The sequence below is a fragment of the Streptomyces sp. 3211.6 genome, from assembly GCF_003634815.1.
Lineage (GTDB): Bacteria > Actinomycetota > Actinomycetes > Streptomycetales > Streptomycetaceae > Streptomyces > Streptomyces katrae_A.
Genome location: NZ_RBXC01000001.1, coordinates 1409628 through 1434814, shown reverse-complemented (window position 1 = coordinate 1434814; position 25187 = coordinate 1409628). Strand labels below are relative to the sequence as shown.

At 75.4% G+C, this 25187-nt stretch carries 19 protein-coding genes and 1 pseudogene; 16 read left to right on the top strand and 4 right to left on the bottom strand.

Features of this window, described 5'->3' with window-relative positions; translation table 11 throughout:
- Positions 1-4: 4 nt before the first annotated feature.
- From BX286_RS06695 to BX286_RS06675, 5 genes are all read left to right on the top strand, one after another.
- Positions 5-1141 carry a lantibiotic dehydratase C-terminal domain-containing protein gene (locus BX286_RS06695; RefSeq protein WP_159402072.1) on the top strand — a complete coding sequence of 379 codons (1137 nt, stop codon included), beginning with the start codon at positions 5-7 and terminating at the stop codon, positions 1139-1141.
- On the top strand, positions 1138-3213 hold the full coding sequence (locus BX286_RS06690) for a hypothetical protein (RefSeq protein WP_121014722.1): 2076 nt from the start codon (positions 1138-1140) through the stop codon (positions 3211-3213). The genes BX286_RS06695 and BX286_RS06690 overlap by 4 nt, the downstream gene beginning before the upstream one ends.
- Positions 3210-5114 (top strand): TOMM precursor leader peptide-binding protein, encoded by a 1905-nt coding sequence (locus BX286_RS06685; protein WP_079424622.1) that lies wholly within the window; start codon positions 3210-3212, stop codon positions 5112-5114. The genes BX286_RS06690 and BX286_RS06685 overlap by 4 nt, the downstream gene beginning before the upstream one ends.
- A 34-nt stretch (positions 5115-5148) precedes the next feature.
- On the top strand, positions 5149-6831 hold the full coding sequence (locus BX286_RS06680; RefSeq protein WP_121014721.1) for a thiopeptide-type bacteriocin biosynthesis protein: 1683 nt from the start codon (positions 5149-5151) through the stop codon (positions 6829-6831).
- A 140-nt stretch (positions 6832-6971) separates the two neighbouring features.
- The gene (locus BX286_RS06675; RefSeq protein ID WP_187344100.1) at positions 6972-7889 is read left to right on the top strand and encodes a DMT family transporter; all 918 of its coding nucleotides are present in this window, start codon (positions 6972-6974) and stop codon (positions 7887-7889) included.
- A gap of 19 nt (positions 7890-7908) precedes the next feature.
- Here the strand turns inward: BX286_RS06675 and BX286_RS06670 are convergent.
- Positions 7909-8888 (bottom strand): annotated as a pseudogene (locus BX286_RS06670) (IS5 family transposase).
- Between the two features lie 73 nt (positions 8889-8961).
- Complete coding sequence (locus BX286_RS06665; protein WP_079424618.1) at positions 8962-9210, bottom strand: hypothetical protein; 249 nt, start codon at positions 9208-9210, stop codon at positions 8962-8964.
- Positions 9211-9227: 17 nt separating this feature from the next.
- Between BX286_RS06665 and BX286_RS06660 the strand changes: the two genes are divergently transcribed.
- Together BX286_RS06660 and BX286_RS06655 are read left to right on the top strand one after the other, a co-directional pair.
- On the top strand, positions 9228-10088 hold the full coding sequence (locus BX286_RS06660; RefSeq protein WP_315974781.1) for a DUF1152 domain-containing protein: 861 nt from the start codon (positions 9228-9230) through the stop codon (positions 10086-10088).
- A gap of 45 nt (positions 10089-10133) precedes the next feature.
- Complete coding sequence (locus BX286_RS06655; RefSeq protein ID WP_121014719.1) at positions 10134-12293, top strand: FUSC family protein; 2160 nt, start codon at positions 10134-10136, stop codon at positions 12291-12293.
- Here BX286_RS06655 and BX286_RS06650 read toward each other — a convergent pair.
- Both BX286_RS06650 and BX286_RS06645 read right to left on the bottom strand, forming a co-directional pair.
- The gene (locus BX286_RS06650) at positions 12265-13263 is read right to left on the bottom strand and encodes a xanthine dehydrogenase family protein subunit M (protein ID WP_100865213.1); all 999 of its coding nucleotides are present in this window, start codon (positions 13261-13263) and stop codon (positions 12265-12267) included. The genes BX286_RS06655 and BX286_RS06650 overlap by 29 nt on opposite strands.
- The gene (locus BX286_RS06645; RefSeq protein ID WP_121014718.1) at positions 13260-15821 is read right to left on the bottom strand and encodes a molybdopterin-dependent oxidoreductase; all 2562 of its coding nucleotides are present in this window, start codon (positions 15819-15821) and stop codon (positions 13260-13262) included. Before BX286_RS06645 ends, BX286_RS06650 begins: the two co-directional genes overlap by 4 nt.
- Before the next feature lie 253 nt (positions 15822-16074).
- On the opposite strand from BX286_RS06645, the gene BX286_RS06640 reads away from it, so the two are divergent.
- The 9 genes from BX286_RS06640 (at position 16075) to metK (ending at position 25186) form a co-directional block, all read left to right on the top strand.
- A complete protein-coding gene (locus BX286_RS06640; RefSeq protein WP_079424612.1) occupies positions 16075-17532 on the top strand; it encodes an MFS transporter in 1458 nt (485 codons plus the stop codon).
- Between the two features lie 102 nt (positions 17533-17634).
- Positions 17635-18825: a PLP-dependent aspartate aminotransferase family protein gene (locus BX286_RS06635; RefSeq protein WP_079424610.1), complete on the top strand. Its 1191-nt coding sequence runs from the start codon at positions 17635-17637 to the stop codon at positions 18823-18825.
- Positions 18826-18890: 65 nt separating this feature from the next.
- Positions 18891-19397, top strand: a complete 507-nt coding sequence (locus BX286_RS06630) for a MaoC family dehydratase (protein ID WP_079424608.1) — start codon at positions 18891-18893, stop codon at positions 19395-19397.
- Positions 19398-19457: 60 nt separating this feature from the next.
- Positions 19458-20297, top strand: a complete 840-nt coding sequence (locus BX286_RS06625; RefSeq protein WP_079424606.1) for an SAM-dependent methyltransferase — start codon at positions 19458-19460, stop codon at positions 20295-20297.
- A complete protein-coding gene (locus tag BX286_RS06620; RefSeq protein WP_079424604.1) occupies positions 20294-21340 on the top strand; it encodes a class I SAM-dependent methyltransferase in 1047 nt (348 codons plus the stop codon). The genes BX286_RS06625 and BX286_RS06620 overlap by 4 nt, the downstream gene beginning before the upstream one ends.
- A 65-nt stretch (positions 21341-21405) precedes the next feature.
- Complete coding sequence (locus BX286_RS06615) at positions 21406-22299, top strand: diiron oxygenase (protein ID WP_079424602.1); 894 nt, start codon at positions 21406-21408, stop codon at positions 22297-22299.
- 34 nt (positions 22300-22333) lie between these two features.
- Positions 22334-23200 carry a hypothetical protein gene (locus BX286_RS06610; protein ID WP_079424600.1) on the top strand — a complete coding sequence of 289 codons (867 nt, stop codon included), beginning with the start codon at positions 22334-22336 and terminating at the stop codon, positions 23198-23200.
- 1 nt (position 23201) lies between these two features.
- Positions 23202-23966 carry a holo-ACP synthase gene (acpS, locus tag BX286_RS06605; protein ID WP_079424599.1) on the top strand — a complete coding sequence of 255 codons (765 nt, stop codon included), beginning with the start codon at positions 23202-23204 and terminating at the stop codon, positions 23964-23966.
- Positions 23963-25186, top strand: a complete 1224-nt coding sequence (metK, locus tag BX286_RS06600) for a methionine adenosyltransferase (protein WP_079424597.1) — start codon at positions 23963-23965, stop codon at positions 25184-25186. Before acpS ends, metK begins: the two co-directional genes overlap by 4 nt.
- The last annotated feature ends 1 nt before the right edge of the window (position 25187 follow it).

Here is a 25187-nt window from a genome sequence, read left to right as displayed (position 1 = left end):
GCACATGCGTCCCCACGACCACGCCCTCGACGTGGTGGCCTACTACCACCACCCCGACAAGGCCCCCCTGCTGCGCGGAGCCCTGCTGCCCCTCGCCGAGTCGGCCACGGCCGACGGACTCGCCGCCCACGTGGAACGGCACTGGCTGCACGGCCCCCACCTGCGGCTGCGCCTCCAGGGACCGCCCCGCCAGGTGACCCGGACCGCCGGCTCCGCCGCGGCCGCGCTCCGCGACTGGCTCCGCGACCACCCCTCGCACGCCGACCTCACCGGGGCACAGCTGCTGGAACGGGCCGCCGAGGCCGGCCGCGCCGAGCTCGTACCCCCGCCCTACGGGCCGGTCCACCCCGACAACACCGTCCGTACCGAGCCCGTCGACCGCTCCTCCGTCCGCGGCCTCCTCGGCGAGGACGGCGCCGGCCTGCGCGACGACCTGCTCCGGGCGGGCCTGGGCGCGCTGCGGGCCGGCGCCGGCTTCCTCGGGGAGCACGGCGACGGCGCGCAGGCCCGGATCCGGCTCGCGGTCACCGCCCTCGCCGCGCACGCGAGCGCCCACCCCGGCGGGCTGGCCGGCGGCCACTGGTCGTACGTCTCCCACCTGGAGGACTTCCTCGTCCACGACGACCCCGACGGCCGGCTGCGCGCCCGCTTCGAGCAGCACGCCGAACGCGCCGGCGCGGCGGTGACCGCCCTCGTCGGGCGGATCGCCGAGGGCGGTGCGCTGGGCTGGGAACGGGCCTGGCCGGAGTTCTCGGCCGGCGCCTGGCGGCTGGCGCGCGCCCGCCACGACGCGGGCGCGGACCTCTCCGGCAGCCCGGCCGAGTACGGCGCCCGCGCCCTGGCCACCGGCGACCGCGGGGCGGCGGAACGCTGGAACCACGGACTGCGCACCCGCTACAGCGAGTTCCACCGGCTGCTGAGCCGCGCCGACCCGCACGGGCGGATGTTCACCAGCCCCGACTACCTCGTGTACCGGGCCTGCACCAACGCCCTGTACCGGCTCCTCGCCATCTGCGACGTCCGGCCGCTGGAGCGGTACCTGGCGGCGCACCTGGTCGTGAGCGCCGTACCCGGGCTGACCGGCAGCGACTGGCGCACGGAGGTCGGCGAGGCCATCGACGCGGTGGAGGGCCGGGCATGACCACCGTCGCGCGCCCGAGGACCGTACGCAGGCTGCGGCCCGGCGTGGCCGTGACCCCGCTGCGGGCCGGCCTGCACCTCAGGGGCCCGAGCGGCAGCCTCACCCTGGAGGGCAGCAACGCCCTGCCCGCCCTGTGGAAGCTCCTGGAGGAACCGCTGCGGGAGGGCGGGCTCGAAACCCTCCTCGACGGCATCGAGCCCGGGTCGGCGCTGCGCGGGGCCGTGGACACCCTCCTGCGGCAGCTGGAGACGCACGGCCTGCTGACCACGGGCGCCCCGCCGCCCGGCCCCGTCGGAGCGTGGCTCGCGGAGAGCACCGGGCGGCCCGCGGCCCCGGCCGCCGCGCTCGCCGCCGCCCGCGCCGAAGTGCTGGCCGGCCACCCGGACGCACCCCTGGCGCGGGCCGCCGGACGGGCGCTGGCGGACTGCGGCCTGCCCGTCGCGTACACCGCCGACCCGGACCTCGCCGGGGACCGGATCCTGCTCCGCGTCCACGGCGCCGGCCCGGACCGGGCGGTCGCGGCCGGGCGGTGCGGCACGGGCGGATACGCCACCGCCCCCGGCAGCCCCGCCCAGGCCCGGGCCGACGCACGGGCCCTGGAGGCACGCCTCGGGCCGGCCGGGGACGCCGGGGCCGCCGCGTTCGTACCGCTGCTGGCCGGCGCCGCGGTCCACCGGCTGCTGTGCGCGGCCGCCGGGCTGGCGGACCCGGCCGCCGAGGGCGGTGACGAGCGGCTGCTGCCCGGTCTGCCCGCCGTGCTCCTCGCCGACTCCCGGCCGCTGCGCGCCGACTACCGCACCTGGCTCGGCCCGGAACGGTTCGACCGGGACCGGTGCACCGACCTCGCCCCCGCCCGGACCCTGGACGAGGCGCTGCGGCGGCTGGACGCCCTCGGCGACGGGCGCTGCGGCGTCCTGCCGGGGCCGGAACCGACCGGCCTGGGGCAGCTGCCCGTACCGCTGGCCGCCTGCGCGCTCCCCCGGGGGCGGCTCACGGGCGGGGCGCCCCGGCTGGACCTGGCCCGCCTGGAGCTGTTCTGCCGGGCCGCGGAACTCTCGCTGGGGGAAGGGGAGTTCACGGTCGGGGCGAACCCGGAGCACGCCCGGGGGAGGGCGCTGCGGGCGGCGGCGGCCCGGCGGGCGGGAGGGGCCGTGGTGTCCGAGGAGGCGTGGTCGGGGCACCCGCAGGCCCGCCATTGGTGGACCACCCTGACCGTCCGCCTCGGCGTACCGGCCCGGCTGGAGGTGGTCCGGGCCGCCCCGGACGAGGAGGTCTACCACGCGGTGGTCCGCCGGACGCTTCCGCACCCCGCCGCCCCCGGCCCGGCCGGGCCGGGGGCGCCCCGGCCCCCCGGCGCCGACGCGCGGGCAGCCGGACCATCCGGGGCCGGGGTGCTCGGGGAAGCGGTCGAGGCGACCCCGGGCGACGCGGCGGCCTTCGCGGCACTGGCCGCCGTGTCGGCCGTATCGGCCTCCACACCCCCCGCCGTTGCCAACACCCCGCCCGCTCCCGCCGCCCCCGCCGCACCACCCCTCCTCACGGCCCCGACCGCCCCGGCTGTACCGGCCTCCCCGGCCGGGACGGGTGCGGTGCGGGTGCCGCCTTCGGGCGGGGCCGTCGCCGCTCTGGCCACGGCCGGAGCGCGGATCGCCGCCTGGGAGGACGCCGGCTGGACCAACGGCTGGATGGCGGACGTCGCCGGACGTGAGGTGCGGTTCCAGGACGCGCTGCACCGGTTCACCGAAACCTCCCCCCGTACCGCCCAAGACCTCCCGGGAGTTCTCGAACTCCCCGACGCGCCGGGAGCCCCCGGCGTCCCGCGGATCCCAGGCGCTGCCGGACGCCCCGACGCCTTGTGTCCCCCTGACGCGCCGGGAGCCCCTGACGCTCCGGGAGCCTTCATCACCCCGGGAGTTCCCGGCGCCCCGGGGACCCCCGGCGACGCCGGAACGCCCGAGTCCGTGGAACCGGCCGCCGGCCGCGTCGGTGTCCCCGGCCCCGGGGAACTCGCCGCCCGTTTGCGGGCCTTCGGTTTCACGGTTCTGAACGCCCGGTCCGAGGAGGCCCGATGACCGGCTCCGGCCCCCTGGGGCCCCTCCGCGTACCCGTCCTGGCACCCGAGGACGCGCTCGCCGCTGCCGCCGGGCCGGCGGTGGTGCTGCTGGAGCGGTGGACGCTGGGGCTCGCCGAGGAGCTGAGCCGGCACGCGCTCGGCCACCCCGTCGAGTGGGTCCCCGTCCGCTTCGACGGGCCGCTCGCCGTCGTCGGGCCGGTGCTGGCCCCCGGGGCGGCGGCCTGCCTGTGCTGCACCGAGTACCAGCGCCTGGCCACGGCCGGCGGCCGGGTGCCCTGGCGGAGCCCGGCGCTCGCGCTGGCCGGCGTACCCGCCCCGGCCCTGTCCGCCGCCCTCGGCTCCCTGGTCCAGGACCTGCTGGCCGGGGAGGAGCCCGGCCGGGAGGACGGGGCGGCCGTCGTGCACGTCGTCCACCAGGGGCGCGGCACCTGGTCCACCCACCGCGTCCGTCCCGTCGGCGGCTGCGCCGTCTGCCACCCCCTCCCCGCCGACTCCGCGACCGCCCCGGACCCGCTGCCCGCCGCGCCCCGCCCGCTGCCCGACCCGTACGTGCTGCGCGCCCCCAATCCCCGCACCGCCGGTCCCGGACTCCTGCGGGAGGCGCTGCACGACGAACGGTTCGGGCCGGTGCGCCGTCTCTTCCGCTCCGAGGACTCCGCCTTCTCCCTCACGAGCGCGTTCGTCAGCGACGGCCGGCTCGTCGACGACGGCGGGTACGGCCGCGCCCACGACTTCGCGACCAGCGAGCGCATCGCCCTCTTCGAGGCCGTCGAACGGTACGCGGGGATGCGCCCCACCGGCCGGCGCACCGACCTGCGCGCCCCCTTCGCCGCACTCGGCCCCGACCGGGCCCTGGACCCCGGACGGCTCGGCCTGCCCGACCCCGCCCACCACGGGCACCCGGCCTCGCCCACCGTCCCCTACACGCCCGATCTGGAGCTGGACTGGGTACGGGGCTGGTCGCTGACCCGGCGCCGCCCGGTCCTCGTACCCGAGCACGTGGCCTACTGGGACGTGCCCGGCGCCGGCGGGCCGCGCGTGGTGTACGAGTCCTCCAACGGCTGCGGTCTCGGCAACAGCCCCGAAGAGGCCGCGCTCTACGGCCTGTTCGAGGTCGCGGAGCGCGACGCCTTCCTGATGGCCTGGTACGCCGCCACCCCCCTGCGCCGCGTCGAACCGCCCCCGGACGACCGGGACACGGCGCTCCTCGCGGACCGGGCCGCCGTCGCGGGCTACCGGCTGCTGCTGCTCGACGCGACCAACGACTTCGGCATCCCGGCGGTCGTGGCCGTCTGCCACTACGAGGGCACCCACCCCGACGCGCCCCGGATGTTCCTCGCGGCCGGCGCCCACCACGATCCGCGGGCCGCGATCCGCTCCGCCGTGGCGGAGGTGGTCACCAACGTCCTGGAGTCGCCGGGGCGGTCCTTCGCCGAGGACGGCGCACGCGACCCGCGGCGGCTGCGGCCCATGCTGGACCGGCCGGAGCTGGTGGTCGGCCTGGACGACCACGTCGGGGTCAACGCCCTCCCGCAGGCGGCCCCCCGGCTGGCGTTCCTCCTCGCCGACACCCCCTCCGTGCCGGTCGCGGCGGCCTGGCCGGGCGCGCCGGAACCGGTCGCCGACCTCGCCGCCCTGCTCACGGCGACCGTGGACAGGCTGGCCGCGACGGGTCTGGAGGTGGTCACCGTCGACCAGAGCGAACCGGGACTGCGCGACCGGCTCGGCCTGCACTGCGTGAAGGTCGTCGTCCCCGGCTCGCTGCCGATGACCTTCGGGCACGTCAACCGGCGCACCCGCGGCCTGCCCCGGCTGCTCGACGTGCCCCACCGGCTGGGCCGCACCCCCCGGCCGCTGCGCCACGAGGACCTGGCCCTCCACCCGCACCCCTTCCCCTGATCCGCCCTTCCGCCCCCTCCCGCTAGGACCGCAGATGACCACGACCGACGCCTGGCACAGCCACCACGTCTTCCTGCACTGCGCGACCGAGGACACCGACGCGTTCCTGGTCCGCGAGGCGGCCCCGCTCCTGGACGGCCTGGTGGCGGCCGGGGAGGCCGACCGGTGGTTCTTCATCCGCTACGCGGAGGACGGCCCCCACGTACGCGTCCGCGTGCGCGGGCTCGCCCCGGCCGCCGCCGCGCGGCTCCCGGCCGAACTGGCGCGCGCGGCCGGGGAGGTGCCCTCGGTGCCCGGCCCCTGGACCTCCGCCCACGGCGAGGTCCGCGCCGTCCCGTACGTGCCCGAGACCGACCGGTACGGCGGCCCGCGCGCCCTGCCCCTCGCCGAGGAGGTCTTCGCGGACTCCTCCCAGGTGGTGCTCCGGGTCCTGCGCGACCTCGCCGCCGGGGGCGGCGGCTCGGCCCGCCTGACGCACGCGGCGGACCTGGTCCACACGACCGTGCAGGCGCTCGGCCTGGACCGGCTCACCGCCGCCCGCTGGCTGCGCCGGCACGCGGCCGGCTGGCGGTGGGTCACCGAGGTGCCGCTGCTGCCGGGGGCCTCCGTGCACACCCGCGTCAACTCCGTCTACGCCGCGCAGCGTTCCGGCCTGGCACGGCGTGCCCGGGGCCTGCGGGAACGGCTCGCCCAGGGCACCGCCGCACCCTGGCTGGGCCACTGGGAACGGCGGGTCCGCGAGACCGACGCCCTGCTCCGGGCCGGGCTGGACCCGGACGCGGCCCCCGACGCGACGGCCTGGATCTGGGGCTCGCAGCTCCACATGCTGTTCAACCGGCTCGGGGTGACCCCCGACGAGGAGCGGGCGGTGTGCCGGCTGGCCGCCCGCACCCTGCTGGAGACCGGGGAGCCGGCGGACTACTTCCCGGCCGGGCACACCGCCCCCGACCTGCAGTACGTGGAGCGCAGCAAGTTCCAGATCGGCCGCAACGAGGACACGGCCCTGCGCACCCTGCCGCCCGGGCCGCCCCGGTACGCTCCGGCCGCGCCGGAGCTGCCCCTGCCCGCCGCCCCGCTGCCCGAGGTCTCGCTCGGCGCCGCCCTCACGGCCCGGGCCTCGGCGCGCGGGGCGCTCGGCGGGCCCCTCACCGCCCCCGACCTGGGCGCCCTGCTGTGGCACGCCCTGGCCGACCGGGAGCGCGGCGGGGCGCCGCTGCCCGAGGGCTCGGCCGACACCCCGGTCCACCGGGCCTACCCCAGTGCGGGCGCCCTGTACACGGCCCGGGTGCGGCTGCTGGTGCTCGACGTCGAGGGCGTCCCGGCGGGCACGTACGACTGCGTGCCCGAGCGGCGGACGCTGCGCCCCGTCGGCCCGGCCCCGGCCACGGCGGAGATCGCCTCGCTGTCGACATACCTGTCCCGGCCCCCGACCGACCCGCACTGGATCGGCATCGACCGCGTCCCGGTGGTCCTCGCCCTCTACGCGGACCTCGGCCTGCTGCGCCGCCGCTACGGTCTGCGCGCCCTGCGCCTGGCCCTGCTGGAGACGGGCCACCTGGCGCAGAACCTGCTGCTCACCGGCACGGCCCTGGGCCTGGCCGGCACCCCGCTCGGCGGTTTCCACGACGACCTGGCCCACGAACTCCTCGGCCTGGACGACCTGGAACAGCCCCTCCAGTACCTGCTGCCGCTCGGACGCCGCGCAGCAGACGGGTGACGTGCGACGGAAGACGGGTTGGTGTGAAGGCACGGACCGGCCGGTACTTTGAGAGGGAATCTCATGGTTTCGGCCAGTAGGTCTGCCCGGCCGCGCCCCGATAGCTTCGCCATGACCGGAGCGTGGTGGAGGGGGTAGTCATGGGAGCTTTGGCGTCCGTGCTGGCGGCGGCGGTGCTGTGGGGGACGGTGGGGCCCGCCCAGCTCTGGGCGGACACCGGGGTGCACCCCGTGGCGCTCGGGGCCTGCCGGATGCTGCTCGGCGGGCTGGCGCTCAGCCTGCTGACGGTGCGCCCGGCCGGGCTGCGCACGCTGCGGCGGCCCGGGGTGCGGCGGTGGCTCGGGCTGTGCGTGCTGGTCACCGCCGCCTTCCAGGTGTGCTTCCTGCAGGCGGTCGAGCGGGGCGGCGCGGCCCTGGCCACCGCCGTCGCCTTCGGGACCGTGCCCGTGGTCGGCGGCCTGTCCGCCCGGGCCCTGTCCGGGGAGCGGCTGACACCCCGCTGGCTGGCCGGGACCGGCTGCGCCGTGCTCGGCATCGCCCTGGTGCTGCTGCCCGGCAGCGGGGCCACCGCGGACCTGCCGGGTGTGCTGTTCGGCGTCGTGGCGGGGGCGAGTTTCGGCGTGTACATCGCCGCCACGAAGGAACTGGGGGCGCGTGGAGCCGACCTCGGCGCCGCGGCCCCCGTGAGTGTGCTGTGCGCCGGGCTGCTGGTCTCCCCGTACCTGCTGGTGGCCCCCGGGGGCCTGGCCACCGTCCGCTCGGCCGCCCTGATCGGCTGGCTCGGCCTGGGCACCACCGCCCTCGGGTACCTGCTGTTCACCCGGGGCGTCGGCCGGCTCAGCGCCGCCACGACGGGGACGCTGAGCCTGACCGAACCGCTGGTCGCGACGGTGCTCGGGGTCGCGGTGCTGGGCGAGCGGCCGGGACCGTCCGCGGCGGCCGGGGCGGCGCTGCTGCTGCTCGGGCTGGTCCTCGTGTCCCTCCCCGAGCGCCACCCCGGGCCGCGGACCGCACCGGCCCCGCACACCGAGCCGGAACCGGCGACCCGCGGGGCCTAGGGCCTGTGTGATGTTGTGATCAGTCGGCGGTCTTCAGGAGGTCGTCGATCCAGATCATTGTGGCGCGGAGGTGGAGGCCGGCGAGGTAGCTCTGGGGCGCCTTGTCGTAGCGGGTGGCGATGCCTCGCCAGGCCTTCAGCTTGTTGATCAGGCGTTCGACGGTGTTCCGCTCTTTGTAGAGGCCGGCGTCGTGGCTGACGGGCCGGCCGCCCCTTGCGCCCTTCTTCTTCCGGTTGGCGGCCTGGTCCTTCTTCTCCGGGATGACTGCCTTGATGTTGCGTTTGCGCAGGTAGGTGCGGTTGCCGCGGGATGAGTAGGCCTTGTCCGCGGCGACCGCGCCGGGTCTGGTGCGGGGGCGGCCGACGGGCAGCCGGACCCGCACCTTGCCCAGCACAGGGATGAACTGAGGGCTGTCGGCGGCCTGTCCGACGGTCAGGACGAACGCGAGCGGACGGCATTGCCGGTCCGCGGCGAGATGAATCTTGGTCGTCAGTCCACCGCGGGACCTGCCGAGCAGGGCTTCCTTCATGCGGAGCTTGCGTCTGAGCCGGACGCGCCGGCGCTCGGCCTGTCCGTTCTGTTCCTCCGGTCCGCCCCTTTTTTCCGGGCCTCCTCCTGCTCGCGCGCAGCCTCTTCCAGGGCCTCCATGAGGTCCTCGCCGATACGCATCCCGGCGGCGTCGTGGTGGGCGCGGACCGTGGTGGAGTCCACGCTGACCAGCGACAAGTCCGTTCTCCCGGTGCGGGCCGCTGCGGCGATCAGGCCTTCCAGCAGGGCGGAGAAGACGCCGGCGTCCCGCCAGACGCGGAAGCGCCCGTAGACGGTGGCCCAGGGCCCGAACTCAGCGGGCATCTCCCGCCACTGGGCACTGGACCGGAACCGCCAGATCACCCCTTCGAACTGTTCCCGCAGTCGCTCGGGGTACGGTCCGTACCTGCCGATCGGCAGGTACGGCTCGATGAACTTCCACTGGGCATCGGTCAGTTGCCTACGCGTCACGGCCACAGTCCTACCGGGTTCCGCTCCACGAAGAGGGCAGAACCCAGCAACTGATCACGACATCACACAGGCCCTAGCGGTCCTGGTAGGAGCGCATGTTCTCGTGCACGCGGTCGGAGAAGAACATCGGGCCCACCGCGTCCGCCCAGGCCATGCCCTCCGGGGTCAGCGCCAGCGCCCCGCCCTCCTCCCGCAGCCAGCGCCGCTCCAGCAGGGCGGCGAGCTGCGGGCCGAAGTCGTCCTCGAAGCGGGTGGCGAACACCTCCTGGTAGGCGCCCGGGCGCAGGCCCGTGAACTCCAGCAGGTGCTGGAGCACGTACATCCGGCGCCGCCGGCTCGCTGCTCCCGCGGCTGTCCGGGGCCCTGCGGCCGCGGCTCGGGCTGCTCGACCCGTACGGCGGCACGCGCGGCCTGGCCCGCCAGATCGCGGCGGCCGCCCGCTGGTGCCGGGCAGACCGGATCGACCTGGTGGACGTGGGCGGCGACATCGTCGCCCACGGGGACGAACCCACCCTGCGCAGCCCGCTCGGCGACGCCCTCGCCGTCGCCGCCTGCGCCGAGACCGGCCTGCCGGCCTCCGTGTACGTCGCCGGCCCCGGCCTCGACAACGAGGTGCCCCTGCCCGACCTGCTGCCCCGGCTCGGCGCGCCCGCCCTCACCCTCGGCGCCGCGCACACCGAGGTGGTGGCCGGGGTCTTCGACTGGCACCCCTCCGAAGCCGGCGCCCTGCTGGTCGCCGCCGCCCGCGGGGTGCGCGGCGTCTGCGGCACCCGGGACGCGCCCCGGCCCGTACTCCTCGACGCCACCTCCCGGCAGGTCCACCGGCTCACCCTGGACCGCGTCCTCGGACTCAGCCCGCTGGCCCGGGCGCTCGCCGGCTGCCGCGGCCTGGACGAGGCCGAGGAGGCGTCCCGCGCGGTCTGCGGCTTCTCGGAGATCGCCCGCGAACGCCGCCGCGCCGCCCACCCCGGCACCCCGCCCGCCCGGAGCCGCCCGGACCGCGACCCCGCCGCGGTCCTGGACCGGTTCGCCGCCTGGGAACGGGAGACGCTCGCGCAGGGGATCGCGTACGCCACCACCCGCCGGATCACCGAGGAGCTCGACCTGACCGCCACGGAGGCCCGCGCCCTGCTCACCGGCCTGCGCAAGACCGTGCCCGGGCGCCACGTCCCCCCGCTGTGGCGGCTGGCGGCAGGCTGAGCGTGCCGTGGTGCCGCAGGGCCCCGGACGGGTGATGCTGGTGGGATGGGTGGTGTGCCCAGGCGCTGGTTGCCGCCGGGCTACGCGGCCTCGGGGGTCCGGGCGGTGCGGGTGACGCTGGTCGCCGCCGCCGGGTTCTACCTGTTCCTGTACGGCTTCGGCTCCTCCGTCGCCGCCACCTACGCGCTGTTCTCCGCGGTGGCCCTCGCCGGGCTGTCGCGGATCCCCGGCACGGGGCCGCAGCGGGCCGCGACCGTGCTGCGGCTGGTGCCGGCGTGCTGGCTGCTGGTCGTGACCGGCACCTTCCTGTCGGTGCGCACCTGGAGCGCCGTCGCCGGGATGCTCGTGATCGGCTTCGTACTGGCCTTCGCCGCCGTCGGCGGGCCGTGGCTGGCCGGAGCCGGGCCGGGACTGCAACTGCTGTACATGCTCCCGTCCTTTCCCCCGTACGATCCGGGCTCCCTCGGCGTCCGGCTGGCCGGCACCACCGCCGGGCTCGCCCTGCTCGTCCTGGCCGAGCGGTACCTCTTCCCCGAGCCCGCGCCACCGCCCTACCGGGAGCTCGCCGCCCGCGCCGCCGACGCCGCCGCGCACTGTGCGCGGGAGCTGGCCGAGCCCCCGTACGCGCTTTCGGCGGCCGCGGCCGAGCGGGCCCGCGAGGCGGGCACGGGCCTGCGGTCGCTGAAGGTGCCCGAGGCCGACCGGCCGGCGGGGCCGGGCGCGCGCGACCGGGCGCTGACGCACACGGGCCTGGCCGCGCGGACCCTGCTCGGCCGGCTCTCCGCGCTCCACGACCCGGGTCAGAGCGCCGGGGAGGTACTGCGCGGGGTGGCGCTGCTCTCCGAGCGCACCGCCGGCCGCCTGCGGCTCCGGGCGGACACCGGCCCGGGCGACGCGTACCGGGAACTCGCCGCGGCCCGGGCCCGGCTGGCCGCCGTCCCCGCCGGGCCGGCCGGCCCGGCGGCGCTGCGCCGGGACGCGGCGGTGCTGGAGGTGGCCGACGCCGCCCTGACCACGGCCACGGCCGCCTCCCTCGCCGTAGGGGGCCCGGTGGTGGCGGACCGGGTGCAGCCGGGGCGGTTCTGGTACGCGCGCACCCCCGCCGTGCTGCTGTGGTGGCACCGGATCCGGGGACACGCCGTGCGCCGGTCGGTGTTCTTCCAGAACGCCGTGCGGATCGGCCTCGCGCTGGCCGCGGCCCGGCTGGTCGCCGGACTGGACACGCTGCCCCACGGGTTCTGGGCGACGCTGGCGGCGCTCTCCCTGACGCGGACCACCGTCGGCGAGACCTGGAGCACCATCCGGATCGCCCTGGCCGGCACCTTCGCCGGCGCCCTGCTCACGGCGGGCCTCCTCACCGTGGTCGGCCCGCACACGGCGGTGTACGCCGTGGTCCTTCCGCTGTGGATGCTCTTCGCCTTCACGGTGGGGCCGGTGAGGGGGGTGGGGTGGGCGCAGGGGCTGTTCACGGTGCTGGTGGCCATGGTGTTCGCGCAGCTGGCGCCGGCGACCTGGCAGCTGGCCGAGGTACGGATGGCCGACGTGCTGATCGGAAGCGTGATCGGCGGGGTGTTCGGGCTGCTGGCCTGGCCCCGGGGCGCCCACGACGAGCTGGGCCGCGCCACGGCGGGCCTGCTGCGCCGGGCCGCCGAGATCGTGGTCGCGACGAGTGCCTCCGTCGCGGCGGGTGGCACGGGGGAGGGGGCGGTGGCCGGACGGGGGTACCGGTCGCTGCGGCACGCGCTGACCATGGCCGAGTCGGCGTACGCGCAGTTCCAGAGCGAGCCGGTTCGCTTCGGGGCCGCCACCCCGCGCCCGCCCGGGCCCGACTGGCAGGCGGCCCTGATGACGGGCCACCACGTCCTGTGGGGCGCGGACCGGCTGACGGCCCCACCCGACAGGCCCGCCCCGCCCGACGGCCTGGGCACGGGGCCCGCGGGCCCGGCGCCCCTGGGGCCGGAGGCGGCCGAGGGGCTGACCGGCATCGGGGACCGGGTGGCCGGACGGATGCTGCTGGTGTCGGCGCACCTCGACCCCGGCGGGGACACCCCGCCGGTGCCCGCGCCGCTGCGCGACCCGGCGTACCGCGGACTCACGGCGGAGCCGCCCGGCGCGCCCCGCCGCTACTACGCGGCGGCCTCCTGGCTGGACTCCCTGATGGCCGACCTGGAACGGGTCACGGCCCCGGAGGGCGGGACCCGCTGACCGCCTCCCCGGGACGCGGCCCGGGGGCGGCAGCCCGTTCCAGGACCTCCAGGACGGTGTCGCGGAAGAGGGTGGTCTTGTAGCCGGTGTGCGGCAGGGGACGGCAGCGCCCGAGGACCGCCCCGGCCGCCTCGGCGAGGACCGCCGGGGTGGCCTCGCGGCCGGTCAGGGCCTCCTCCACCTCCGGCAGCCGCAGCGGGACCCGGGCCACCCCGCCCGCGGCGACGGCGGCACGGGTGATCGTCGAGCCCTGGAGCGCGAGCCGGGCGACGGCCTCGACCAGCGGCCACTCGGCGCGGGTCCGGCTGATGGCCCGGTGGCAGGCGGCGCGTTCGCCGGGCAGCGCGGCGGGCAGCCGCACCGAGGTGAGGACCCGGCCGGGCGGCAGCAGGTGGTCGACGTCGTGCAGCCGGCTGCCGTCCCCGTACAACGCGGCGACGGGGCGCGGGGATTCACCGTGCACCTCGGCCTCCGCGTCGTAGGCCAGCAGGGCCACGGCGAGGGTCGAGGGGTGCGGGGCCACGCACGGGCCCTCGCCGGCCACCACCCCGTAGTGGTGGTCGCCCTCGCGGGCGGGGCAGCCGGTGCCGCCCTTCTGCAGGCAGCCGATGTGCGGGTTGCGGTAGTACCAGCAGCGGTTGCGCTGGAGCAGGTTGCCGCCCAGGGTCCCGGCGGCGCGGATCTGCGGGGTGGCCGTGCTCCCCGCCGCGAGCGCCAGCGCCGGCCAGCCCTCCCGCACCCGCGGGTCGCGGGCCAGTTCGGCGAGGGTGGTCAGGGCGCCGATGCGCAGCCCGCCACCGGGCAGGCCGGTGCAGCCCCGCAGGTGGGAGACCCCGGACAGGTCGGTGAACGGTCCGGGGGACAGGCCCGCGCGCTGCCGGGCGGTGGTGTCGGTGCCTCCGGCGCGCAGCTCCCCGCCGCGCGCCAGGACGGCGGCCGACAGGTCGGTGAGGGCGGGCTCGGTGCTCACGGACGCAGTCCTTCCAGGAGCCGGTCGGGGCGGATGGGCAGGTCGTACGGGCGCCAGCCGGTGGCGTCGTACACGGCGTTGCCCAGGGCGGCCGCGGTGGGCAGGGTGGCCACCTCGCCCAGGCCCACGCCGCCGCCGGGCACGTGATCGAAGCCCTCCTGGTGGAAGTGGACCGTGATCTCGGGGGTGTCGCCGATGCCGGGGATCCGGTAGTCCTCCAGGTTCTCGGTCAGCACCCGGCCGGTGCGGGGGTCGGTGCGGCGCTCCTCGTACAGTGCGTAGCCGACGCCCTGGACGACCGCGCCCTCGCACTGGTTGCGGGCGAGGCGGTCCTCGTGGATCCGGCCGGCGGAGATGCCGCTCCACACGCGCAGCGCCCGGGTCCGGCCCAGCCGGGTGTCCACCTCGACCTCGGCGACCTGGACCGAACCGGTGAACCCGCGGCCGACCGCCAGGCCGCCCAGGGTGAAGGGGAGGGCGAAGCCGCGCCGGTCGCGCGGGCGCCTGCCGGTGACGCGGGTGCCGTGGCCGGAGTCCAGCCGGGACGCGACGTCGCCGCCGCCGAGTGCGGCGCGCAGCCGGTCGGCGGCGTCCCGGGCGGCGGGGGCGAGCGAGGGGGTGGTGCGACTGCCCCCGGAGATCGGGCCGTGCACGGCGCCGCTGCGGCCGATCTCCACGCGGACCCGCCCCTCCTCGATGCCGAGCCCGTCGGCGACGGCCCGCCGCAGGACGCTGCGGGAGCCGGTGCCCATGTCCTGGACGGCGCAGCGGGCGACCACCGTCCCGTCCTCGACGGTGAGTTCGACCTCGGTGGCGGGGTCGACGAAGTAGAGCCAGTTGGCGGCGGCGACGCCGACGCCGCGCCGGTAGCGGCCCGTGCCGCCGCGCCGGGCATCGGTCCACACGGGCAGCGCCGCCGCCCAGTCGTACAGGGCGCGGCGCTTGGGGTTGCCGTCCCACTGGCGGCGCAGGTCGATGGGGTCGTGGCCGAGCCGGTGGGCCATCTCGTCGACGGCCTGTTCCAGCGCCCAGCACAGCGGGGGTCCGCCCGGGCCGCGGAAGGGGGCGCCCGGGGGCCGGTTGGTGACGGTGTCGAAGTCGCGGAGCCGGCGCGGGGAGCGGCCGTACATGAACCGGGCCAGCGCGGCCACGGAAGCGCCGATCGAGACGCCGCCGTCGCTGTCGGCGTCGACGGCCAGGGCCGACAGGTCCCCGGCCGTGTCGGCCGCCATCGCCAGCCGGATCCGGGTGGCGGGCCGGTACCCGCCGTCGGTGAGCTCCTCGTCCCGGTCGAGCGAGACCCGGACGGGGGCGCCGTACAGCCGGGAGAGCTCCACGGCGGCGACGACGTCGGTGGTCAGCCCCACCTTGGAGCCGAAGCCGCCGCCCACGTGCGGGGCGTCGGCGATGACCCGTTCGGGGGGCAGGCCCCAGCGTTCGGCCGCGAGCTGCGCGACGCGCTGGACGGCCTGGGTGGACACCTCCAGCCGGAGGGTGCCGTCGGTCCAGTGGGCCAGCGCGGTGTGCGGTTCGAGCGGGGTGTGGCTCTGGGCGGCGGTCGTGTACAGCCCTTCGACCAGCCGGTCGGGGGTCTTGGCGCGGGCCTTGAGGATCCGGCGCACGGCCTCCCCGCCGCGCTTGTTCATGCTCACCGGACCCCGCCGGTTGCCCTCCCACTTCGCGGGCAGGCCGAGGCCGCCCTCGCCGGAGCTGGGCGCCTGCTTGCGGGCCGCTTTGTCCGGGTAGACCAGCGGGCCCTCGCCGGCCCGGGCCCTGCGCACGTCGAGCGCCGCCGGCCGTACCTCGTAGTCCACGACGACCTTCCCGGCGGCCGCCCGCGCCGCCGCCCGGGTCGGCGCCGCGACGGCGGCCACGGGCTGGCCGGCGTAGCGCACCACCCCGTCGGGCGGCAGCAGCCGTACCAGCGGGAGGCCGCCGGCGTCGATGGAGCGGACGAGGGCGTGCGCGTGCGGGGAGCGGACGACCACCCCCTCCAGCAGTCCCTCGGGGCGCAGGTCGGTGGTGTACCGGGCCGCGCCGCAGGCCTTCTCCGGGGCCTCGGCGCGCGGGGGCGGGTCCGCCGGGTCCGGTTCCCCGTCGTACGCGCCCGTACAGGCGGCGGTCACCGCCTCGAAGATCCGCTCGTAGGCGCCGCAGCGGCACAGGTGGCCGGCCAGGGCGTCGGCGATCTGCTCGCGGCCGGGGGCGGTCAGCCCGTGTCCGGCCCGCCACCGGTCGTGGAACGCGGCTGCCTCGACGACGAACCCGGGGGTGCAGTAGCCGCACTGGAGGGCGTCGCGGCCGGCGAAGGCCCGGGCCACGGGGTGGTCCGCCAGGCCCTCCGCCGTCGTGACCCGGCGTCCGGCCAGCAGGGCGGCGGGCGTCAGGCAGGAGACCCGGGGGTCGCCGTCGACCTGCACGGTGCAGGCGCCGCACACCCCGCCCCCGCAGACCAGCTTGGTGCCGGTGAGGCCGAGCCGGTCGCGCAGCACCTCCACGGCCGCGGGGTCGTCGTCCGTGTCCGTCGTGTGCCGGACGCCATTGACCTCGAACTCCACGGGACGTACTCCTCCGGGCGGGGTGGCGACCGCCGGGGCCGCGCGCTCACCTTCACCTCCTTGATATCCCGCCGCAGGGGCCCGCGCAGCGCGCCCGCGCCCGGGGCAGGGCTGAGCGGGTGAGGGACGGGGCCCCGGCCGGTCGAGCCCCGCTCGAGCGCCTGACCGCAGCCTTACATACCCCCCATGGGTATGCTAACTTCCATCCCGAAGGTACCCCCTGGGGGTATACGACAGAGGAAGGGCCAGGGCAATGTCAACCGTCAATCCCCGGCGCTGGTGGGCACTTGGCGTGCTTGCCGCCGCTCAGTTCATGGTGATCATGGACACCTCGATCATCGGGGTGGCGCTCCCCGAGATGCAGAAGGACCTGGGCTTCTCCCAGGGCGAGCTCCAGTGGGTCTTCAACGCCTACGTCATCGTCTTCGGCGGATTACTGCTGCTCGGCGGGCGGCTCTCCGACCTGTTCGGGGCGCGCAAGATCTTCGCCACCGGCTGGGTCGTCATGATCGTGGGCTCCGTGCTCGCCGCCGCCGCGCAGAGCGCCTCCGTGGAGATCGCCGGCCGGGCCGTCCAGGGAGTCGGCGGCGCGCTGATCGCCCCCTCGGCCATGACCCTCCTGATGATGCTCTTCGGGCACGACCCGAAGGAGCTCGGCAAGGCGATGGCCCTCTACGGCGCCGCGGCCCCGGCCGGCGGCACCGCCGGCGTCTTCCTCGGCGGCGTGTTCACCGAGTGGGTGAGCTGGCCCTGGTGCTTCATCATCTACGTCCCGATCGGTGTGATCACCCTCGCCCTGACGAAGCTGCTGCCCGCCGTCGGGTCCCGCCGCGGCTCCGTGGACGTCCTCGGCGCCATCGCCGTCACCGCCGGGCTCGCGCTCGCCGTCTTCGCCGTCGTCCGCGCCCCCGAGGCCGGCTGGGGCTCCACCGCCACCGTGCTGGAACTGATCGGCGCCGCCGTCCTCCTCGTCCTCTTCTTCGTGATCCAGAAGAGCATCCGCGAGCCGCTCATGCCGCTCAGCGTGTGGCGGATCCCGCGCCTGGGCTCGGGCAACCTGGCCATGACCCTGCTGGGCGCCGCCTGGATCCCGATGTGGTACTTCCTCAACCTCTACCTCCAGCAGGTCCTCGGCTACGGCGCCTTCGCCTCCGGTGCGGCCCTGCTCCCGATGACCATCCTGCTGATGATCTTCATGACGGCCATCACCGCCCGGCTCATGGGCCGCTTCGGCGCGAAGCCGCTGATCGTCGGCGGCCTGTTCGCCCTCGCCCTCGGCCTGGTGTGGCTCTCCGCCGTCGAGCCGACCGGCACCTTCCTGGTCGACGTCCTGCCCGCCTCGCTCGTCGCCGCGCTCGGCATGGCGCTCGCCTACATCCCGGCGATGATCGCCTCGATGTCCGGCGCCCCGCAGGAACAGGCCGGCCTGGCCTCCGGCATCGTCAACACCACCTACAACGTGGGCTCGGCCCTCGGCCTGGCCGCGCTGACCGCCCTCGCCACCACCCAGGGCGCCGGTGAACTGGGCAACCTGCCCGCCCTCACCGACGGGTTCAGCGCCGCGTTCATCGCCGCCGCCGTCATCGCGGCCGCCGGTGCGGTGATCACGCTCCTCGCCATGAAGGGCGACAAGGCGGTCGCCGCCGCTGCCGCTGCCGCCGCCCCGGCCGCCGACGCCCCGGCGTCGCGCGGCCAGACGGCGGGGGTCTGACGTACGGGGACGCCCCCGCGCTCGCCCCAGGGGTCGCCCGACGTCCTCCCCGGACGTCGGGCGGCCCCTTTTCCGTACCGAACGAGACAGGGAGACCCCTCGATGAAGGACATCCGCACCCGGGCCGTGCACGTGGCCCACGAGCTCGAAGCCCCCGCCAGCCGGCCGCTGTCCGTACCGCTCGTGCAGTCCTCCGCCTTCGCCTTCGACTCGGCAGACGAACTGGCGCGCGCCATGGCCGGACCCGACGGCGACTACGTCTACAGCCGCCGCGGCAACCCCACCGTGCGCGCCCTGGAGCGCACCCTCGCCGGCCTGGAGGGCGGGGCCTCGGCCATCGCCTTCGCCTCCGGGATGGGCGCCATCAGCGGGGTCCTGCTCGCCCTGCTGCGCCCCGGCGACCAGGTGATCGCGCAACGCTGCCTGTACGGGGGCACGTACGCGGCGCTGGCGGACCTCTCGGAGCGCTACGGGATCCGGGTCGACCACATCGGCGGTGACGACGCGGCGGAGTTCGAGGCGCTCGCCGGGCCGCGCACCCGGCTGCTCGTGCTGGAGACCATCGCCAACCCCACCGGACAGGTCCCCGACCTGCCCGGCCTGCTGGCGGCGGCCCGGCGGCTGGGCGTGCTCAGCGCCGTGGACAACTCCCTGGCCTCGCCCGTCCTGTGCCGTCCGATCGAGCACGGCGCCGACATCGTGCTCCACTCCACCACGAAGTACCTCGCCGGGCACTCCGACGTCCTCGGCGGGGCGGCCGTCTTCGCGGACGACGCCCTGCGCCGCGAGATCTGGCCGCGCACGGTCGAACTCGGCGCCAGCGCCGACCCGTTCGCCGTCTGGCTGACCCTGCGCGGGATCGCGACGCTGCCGCTGCGGATGCGCGAGCACTGCGCCAACGCGGCCCTGCTCGCGCGGCGGCTGGCGGACCACCCCGCCGTGGCGGCCGTCCACTGGCCGTGGCTGAGAACGCACCCCTCGTACGCCATGGCCCGCAAGGTGCTCTCCGGCGGCGGCGGGCTGCTCTCCTTCGAGCTGCACGGTGGCCGGGAGGCGGGCCGCGCCTTCGTCGAAGGGGTCCGGCTGGCCCGGCTCGCGCTGTCGCTGGGCGGGGTGGAGACGCTGGTCACGCACCCTGCCAGCACCTCCCACCGGGAGCTGGACGAGGACGCGCTGGCGCGCGCGGGCATCGGTCCGGGCCTGGTGCGGATGTCGGTCGGCATCGAGGACCCGGAGGACCTCTGGCAGGACGCTGAACAGGCACTGCGGTCTTCTTTTGGGTTGACAAAATAAGCGCCTGATTCGTAGATTGGTTCACGCCAGAGAAAACCACTCCTCTACGTCAAGGGGGGCGCGTGATGCGCTATTTCGAGGACTTCCGGACCGGTGACGTCCACGAGCTGGGGACCATCACCGTCACGACGGAGGAAGTGCTGGAGTTCGGCAGGCGCTTCGACCCGCAGCCCTTCCACACCGACCCGGAGCTCGCCGCACAGACCCCGTTCGGCGGCCTCATCGCCAGCGGCTGGCACAGCGCCTCGATGTTCATGCGCCGCTACGTCGACGGACTGCTCGCCTACAGCGCCTGTACGGGCTCGCCGGGCGTCGACGAGATCCGCTACCTGCGGCCCGTCCGTCCCGGTGACGTGCTCACGGCGCGCGTCGAGATCCTCGGCTCGCGCCCCTCGCCGTTCAACCCCACCACCGGCGTCGTCCAGCCCAAGTGCACGCTGTCCGACGCCGAGGGGAACGTCGTCTTCAGCATGATCCTGCACAGCATCTTCCAGCGCCGGCCCGCCGCGTGCTCCCCGGCGCACCCCTGCGCCGCGGAGGACCCGGTCGTCCGCGTGAACTCCCTGGCCTAGCCGAGGGTCCCCACCCCGCGCCCGCCCCCACCCCGTCCGCCGAAGTGAAGGGAGCCTCCCGTGGAGGCCGTATCCCGCACCGCCCAGTGGACCGCCGCAGCGCGGGCCCTGGAAACCGACCGCGAGGACCGGCTGTTCGCCGATCCCTACGCCCGCACCGTCGCCGACACCATCGGCTTCGAGCTGCTGGAGCGCTACGCCGGAGCCGGCACCGTGCCGTTCCTCGCCATCCGCACCACCTACCTGGACCGGCAGATCGTCGCCGCCGTCCAGGAGCACGGCATCCGCCAGGTCGTGTTCCTCGCCGCCGGCATGGACACCCGCTTCTACCGGCTCCCCTGGCCCGACGGCGTCACCGTCTACGAACTCGACCGCCCCGCCCTCCTGGAGGCCAAGGCCGGCATGCTGGCCGACGAGCCCCAGCCGGCCGGACGCACCCGCGTCCCCGTCGCCGTCGACCTCACCCAGGACTGGACCGGCCCCCTCGCGCAGGCCGGCTGGCGCTCCGACGAGCCCGTGCTGTGGGTCGTCGAGGGCCTCCTGTTCTTCCTCCCCGAGGCCGCGGTCCGCAACCTCATCTCCACCCTGGCCGGACACTCCGCGCCCGGCTCGGTCCTCCTCGGCGACGTCATCAGCAGGGCCGCCCTGGAGAACCCGCTCTCCCGCCCCTTCCTGAAGTGCCTGGAAGAGGACGGCAACCCCTGGCTGTTCGGCACCGAGACCCCCGAGCAGCTCCTCGCCGAATGCGGCTGGGACGTCCGCGAGGTCCGCCAGCCCGGCGAGGACGGCGCCGACTTCGGCCGCTGGCCCTACCCCGTCCCCGCGCGCAGCGTCCCGCGCGTCCCGCGGTCCTTCCTGTTCACCTGCGACCTCCCGACCACCGAGGTGAAAGCGGCATGAGCGCCACCCACGACTTCCACCAGCGCGTCATCAGCGACGCCGGAGCCGCCGTACGCGGTCTCACCGTCGCCCTCGGCGAACGGCTCGGCCTCTACCGCGCCCTGGCCGAGGCCGGCCCGCTCACCCCGGCCGCCCTCGCCGGACGCACCGCGATCCACCCCCGCTACGCCGAGGAGTGGCTGCACGCCCAGCTGAGTGCCGGCTACGTCGAACGCGACCCGGCCACCGGCGCCTACACCCTGCCGGCCGACCACGCTCCGGTGCTGGCCGACCCGAACGCCATCACCTTCGCCGCCGGGTTCTTCACCGCCCTCAAGGCCCTCTACGGCACCGAAGACCTCCTCGTCGACGCCTACCGCACCGGCGACGGCGTCGGCTGGGCCGAGCACGACCCGGCCCTCGACACCGGCATGGGCAGCTTCTTCCAGCCCACCTACGAGCACCGCCTCGTCCCCGACTGGCTGCCCTCCCTCACCGGGGTCACCGCCAAGCTCGCCGCGGGCGGCACCGTCGCCGACGTCGGCTGCGGCGTCGGCCACACCACGCTGCTCATCGCCAAGGCCTTCCCGCAGGCGACCGTCCACGGCTTCGACTACTCCGAAGAGGCCATCTCCCTCGCCCGCCAGCTCGCCGACGAGGCCGGCCTCTCCGACCGCGTGGTCTTCGACGTCGCCTCCGCCGACGACTACCCCGGCTCCGGCTACGACCTGGTCACCTTCTTCAACGCCCTGCACGACATGGGCGACCCGGTCTCCGCCGCCCAGCACGTGCACAAGTCCCTGGACGCCGACGGCACCTGGATGCTCGTCGAGTCCAACGTGTCGCCCGACGACATCGACACCCAGACCCCCGCCGCCCGCATGTTCATGGCCCTCTCCGCCGTGATGTGCCTGCCCGTGGCCGTCGCCCAGCGCGGCCCCCACGCGCTCGGCAACCACTCCGGCGAGCAGGCCTTCCGCGCCATCGCCGAAGAGGCCGGCTTCACCCGCTGGCGCCGTGCGACCGAGACCCCGGTCAACGCGGTCTACGAGGTCCGCCCGTAGCGCCCGGCCCCACCGGCCCCGGGGCCCGCACGCCCCCGCCCCACCACCACCGACGAGGAGTCACCATGGGCGTCAGCGCCCCCCTGCCCGTCAACGACCGGTTCCTGGAAGTCCTGGAACGCCTGAGCTCCCGCTCCATCGAGGAGTACTACAACCCGTACCAGCAGTTCGACTGGCCCGAGAAGCTGGACGAGGGCCGCATGTGGATGACCCCCGAGCTGCTCACCGTCTACGGCACCCCCTTCTACGACGAGCTCGGCGAGGAAACCCTCCAGCGCCTCTCGAAGTGGGAGAGCATCAACTTCTACAGCCTCAACGTGCACGGCATCCGCGAACTGCTCATCGAGGTCGTCGGCCGCATCCACATGCCCGGCTTCGAGGTGCCCTCGGACTTCTTCCACCACTTCATCGGTGAGGAGAACGAGCACATGTGGTTCTTCGCCGAGTTCTGCCGCCGCTACGGCGACAAGATCTACGGCTCCACCGCCCTGCGCGCCGACTCCGCCTGGGAACCGGAGGTCGAGAACTTCCTCGTCTTCTCCCGGATCCTGTTCTTCGAGGAGCTGGTCGACCACTACAACACGCGGATGGCGCGCGACGAGTCGCTGTGCCACACCATCCGCGAGGTCAACCGCATCCACCACCAGGACGAGTCCCGCCACATCGCCTTCGGCCGCGAGCTGGTCTCCCTCCTGTTCACCCGCATGAAGGAGGCCGTCCCCGCCGCCCGCGTCGCCGAGGTCGAGGCCTACCTCAAGCGCTACGTGGTCTACAGCATCAACTCCCTCTACAACCCCCACGTGTACCGGGACGCAGGCATCGCCGACCCGATCGGCCTGCGCAACGCGCTCGTCGCCGACGAACGGCGCCGCCCCCACGAGCGCAAGGCCATCCGCAAGCCGCTCGGCTTCTTCCTGAAGACCGGGATCTTCACGGACGACGTCCTGCCCGTCGTCTGAGAGGGCCCACCGCCGCCCGAGAGGTGACACCCCCATGAGCGTCACGACCGTCAAGACACCCACCACCACCGAGACCCGGGGCCTGCCGTCGCTCGGCCCCGAGGGCACCGCCCTGCTGCGGCTCCTCGACGACACCTTCGAGAGCTGGGGGGTGCACGCCGGGGCCCGCTCGATGACCATGCCCCCGCTGCTCCCGGCCGCCGACCTGGCCCGGCTCGACTACTACGACAACTTCCCCCACCAGGCCGTCGTCGCCGCCCCGCTGAACCTGGACGTCCGGGAGACCAGCGAGTTCTGTACCGACACCGGCTGCTTCCCCTGCGACGCGCTGGAGCCGGCCGCCCTCGGCCTGCCCTCCGCCTCCTGCTACGCCGTCTACATCGACCACCAGGGCCGCCCGGCCGCCGACGACGAACTCGTCACCGTGGTCGGCTGGTGCTTCCGCAAGGAAGCGCACTACGAGGGCCTGCGCCGCCAGCTCGGCTTCCGCATGCGGGAGATCGTCGCCATCGGCACCCGCGAGCACGCCGAGGAGCACCTGGCCCGCTTCACCCGGCGCATCCACGCCTTCGCGGAGGCCCTGGACCTGCCGCTGACGAAGGAGGCCGCCTGCGACCCCTTCTTCGACAAGGGCAGCTCCAAGGCGGTGCTCCAGAGGCTGACCCCGGTCAAGCACGAGTTCCTGTACGAGGACCTCGCGATCGCCTCCGTCAACACGCACCGCAACTTCTTCGGCGACCGCTGCGACATCCCCCTCGCCTCCGGCGCGGGCCCGGCCTTCACCAGCTGCGTCGCCTTCGGCCTCGAGCGCTGGCTGTCCGCGCTCACCCGCCGCCACGGCAGCTGGGGCGCGGCGACCGCCGCCGTCCTGAGCGCGAACGCGGCGGGGCCGGCGATCTGACGTGCAGACCCGACCCGTCGCCCCGCCGGCGGGCGGCCTGGGCTGGGCGAACCTCGGCATGGACATCGTGTCCGTCCACCGTGTCCGCCGGCTGCTCGCCGCATACGGCGAGGACTTCTTCCAGCGCATGCTCACCCCCGGCGAACTCGCCGACTGCCACACCTCCGCCCGGCTCGACGTGCTGAGCCTGTGCGGACGGATCGCGGCCAAGGAGGCGGCCTTCAAGACCCTCCGCGTCGGGGCCGTGGTCCTGCCCTGGCGGGACATCGTCGTACGGCGCTCCGAGGGCGGCTGGCCCCTCGTGGAACTCCGCGGGGCGGCCGCCGGCATGGCAGCCGACTCCGGCATCTCCGGCATCACCGTCACCATCAGCCACGACGTGGACTACGCGGTGGCGGTCGCCGCCCCGCTGGTGGACCCCGGCCCGCCGGAGCCACCCCCACCGCCCGCACTCCCGGACCCGGCCGCCGGGTCCGCGCACACCCCGCAACCCGAACACAGCACTCCAAGGAGAGACACCATGTCCGAAGGCCTGCAGCTCGTGAAGAACTGGCTCCTCGCCCGCCACGAGGAGCTGGACGACATCGCTTCCGACCTGGACCTCATCGAGAACCGGCTGATCGACTCCCTGTCCTTCGTCGAGTTCGTCTTCCTGCTCGAACAGCACAGTGGCCGCTCCATCCAGATGGAGACCCTCGAGGTCGACGAGATCCGCACCCTCGACGCCATCGCCACCCACTTCTTCTCCGCCGAGGTGAAGGCATGAGCAAGCGCCTGTTCACCTCCGAATCGGTCACCGAGGGCCACCCCGACAAGATCGCCGACCGGGTCAGCGACACCATCCTCGACGCCCTGCTGCGCGAGGACCCGGCCAGCCGCGTCGCCGTGGAGACCCTGATCACCACCGGCCAGGTCCACATCGCCGGCGAGGTCACGACCACCGCCTACGCGCCGATCGCCGAACTCGTCCGCGGAGCCATCCTCGACATCGGCTACGACTCCTCGAAGAAGGGCTTCGACGGCGCCTCCTGCGGCGTCTCGGTGTCCATCGGCGCCCAGTCCCCGGACATCGCCCAGGGCGTCGACACGGCCTACGAGTCCCGGGTCGAGGGGGCCGCCACAGGTGGAAAGGGTGACGAGCTCGACCGGCAGGGCGCGGGCGACCAGGGCCTGATGTTCGGCTACGCCTGCGACGAGACCCCCGAGCTGATGCCGCTGCCGATCCACCTCGCGCACCGGCTCTCCCGCCGCCTGACCCAGGTCCGCAAGGAGGGCACGGTCCCGTACCTGCGCCCCGACGGCAAGACCCAGGTCACCATCGAGTACGACGGCAACCGTGCGGTCCGCCTCGACACCGTGGTCGTCTCCACGCAGCACGCCGCGGACATCGACCTGGAGGGCCTGCTCACCCCGGACGTCCGCGACCACGTGGTCGAGCACGTCCTCGCCCAGCTCGCCGAGGACGGCATCAAGCTGGACACCGAGGGCTACCGCCTACTGGTGAACCCGACCGGGCGTTTCGAGATCGGCGGCCCGATGGGCGACGCCGGCCTCACCGGCCGCAAGATCATCATCGACACGTACGGCGGCATGGCCCGCCACGGCGGCGGCGCCTTCTCGGGCAAGGACCCGTCGAAGGTGGACCGTTCGGCCGCGTACGCCATGCGCTGGGTCGCCAAGAACGTCGTCGCCGCAGGCCTCGCGGCCCGCTGCGAGGTCCAGGTCGCGTACGCGATCGGCAAGGCCGAGCCCGTCGGCCTGTTCGTCGAGACCTTCGGCACCGGGTCCCTGCCCGACGAGCGGATCCAGGAGGCGGTCTCCGCCGTCTTCGACCTCCGCCCGGCCGCCATCGTCCGCGACCTCGACCTGCTGCGGCCCATCTACGCGCAGACCGCCGCCTACGGCCACTTCGGCCGCGAGCTCCCCGACTTCACCTGGGAGCGCACCGACCGCGTGCACGCCCTGCGCAAGGCAGCCGGGGTCTGAC

Bases quoted from the DNA above. Each gene is read 5' to 3' on its own strand.
- BX286_RS06640 (WP_079424612.1), top strand. From the start codon at position 16,075: ATGTCAACCGTCAATCCCCGGCGCTGGTGGGCACTTGGCGTGCTTGCC.
- BX286_RS06635 (WP_079424610.1), top strand. From the start codon at position 17,635: ATGAAGGACATCCGCACCCGGGCCGTGCACGTGGCCCACGAGCTCGAA.
- BX286_RS06665 (WP_079424618.1), bottom strand. From the start codon at position 9,210: ATGTACGTGCTCCAGCACCTGCTGGAGTTCACGGGCCTGCGCCCGGGC.
- BX286_RS06655 (WP_121014719.1), top strand. From the start codon at position 10,134: ATGGGTGGTGTGCCCAGGCGCTGGTTGCCGCCGGGCTACGCGGCCTCG.
- BX286_RS06620 (WP_079424604.1), top strand. From the start codon at position 20,294: ATGAGCGCCACCCACGACTTCCACCAGCGCGTCATCAGCGACGCCGGA.
- BX286_RS06615 (WP_079424602.1), top strand. From the start codon at position 21,406: ATGGGCGTCAGCGCCCCCCTGCCCGTCAACGACCGGTTCCTGGAAGTC.
- BX286_RS06610 (WP_079424600.1), top strand. From the start codon at position 22,334: ATGAGCGTCACGACCGTCAAGACACCCACCACCACCGAGACCCGGGGC.
- BX286_RS06675 (WP_187344100.1), top strand. From the start codon at position 6,972: ATGGGAGCTTTGGCGTCCGTGCTGGCGGCGGCGGTGCTGTGGGGGACG.
- BX286_RS06690 (WP_121014722.1), top strand. From the start codon at position 1,138: ATGACCACCGTCGCGCGCCCGAGGACCGTACGCAGGCTGCGGCCCGGC.
- BX286_RS06630 (WP_079424608.1), top strand. From the start codon at position 18,891: ATGCGCTATTTCGAGGACTTCCGGACCGGTGACGTCCACGAGCTGGGG.
- BX286_RS06680 (WP_121014721.1), top strand. From the start codon at position 5,149: ATGACCACGACCGACGCCTGGCACAGCCACCACGTCTTCCTGCACTGC.
- metK (WP_079424597.1), top strand. From the start codon at position 23,963: ATGAGCAAGCGCCTGTTCACCTCCGAATCGGTCACCGAGGGCCACCCC.
- BX286_RS06685 (WP_079424622.1), top strand. From the start codon at position 3,210: ATGACCGGCTCCGGCCCCCTGGGGCCCCTCCGCGTACCCGTCCTGGCA.
- BX286_RS06695 (WP_159402072.1), top strand. From the start codon at position 5: ATGCGTCCCCACGACCACGCCCTCGACGTGGTGGCCTACTACCACCAC.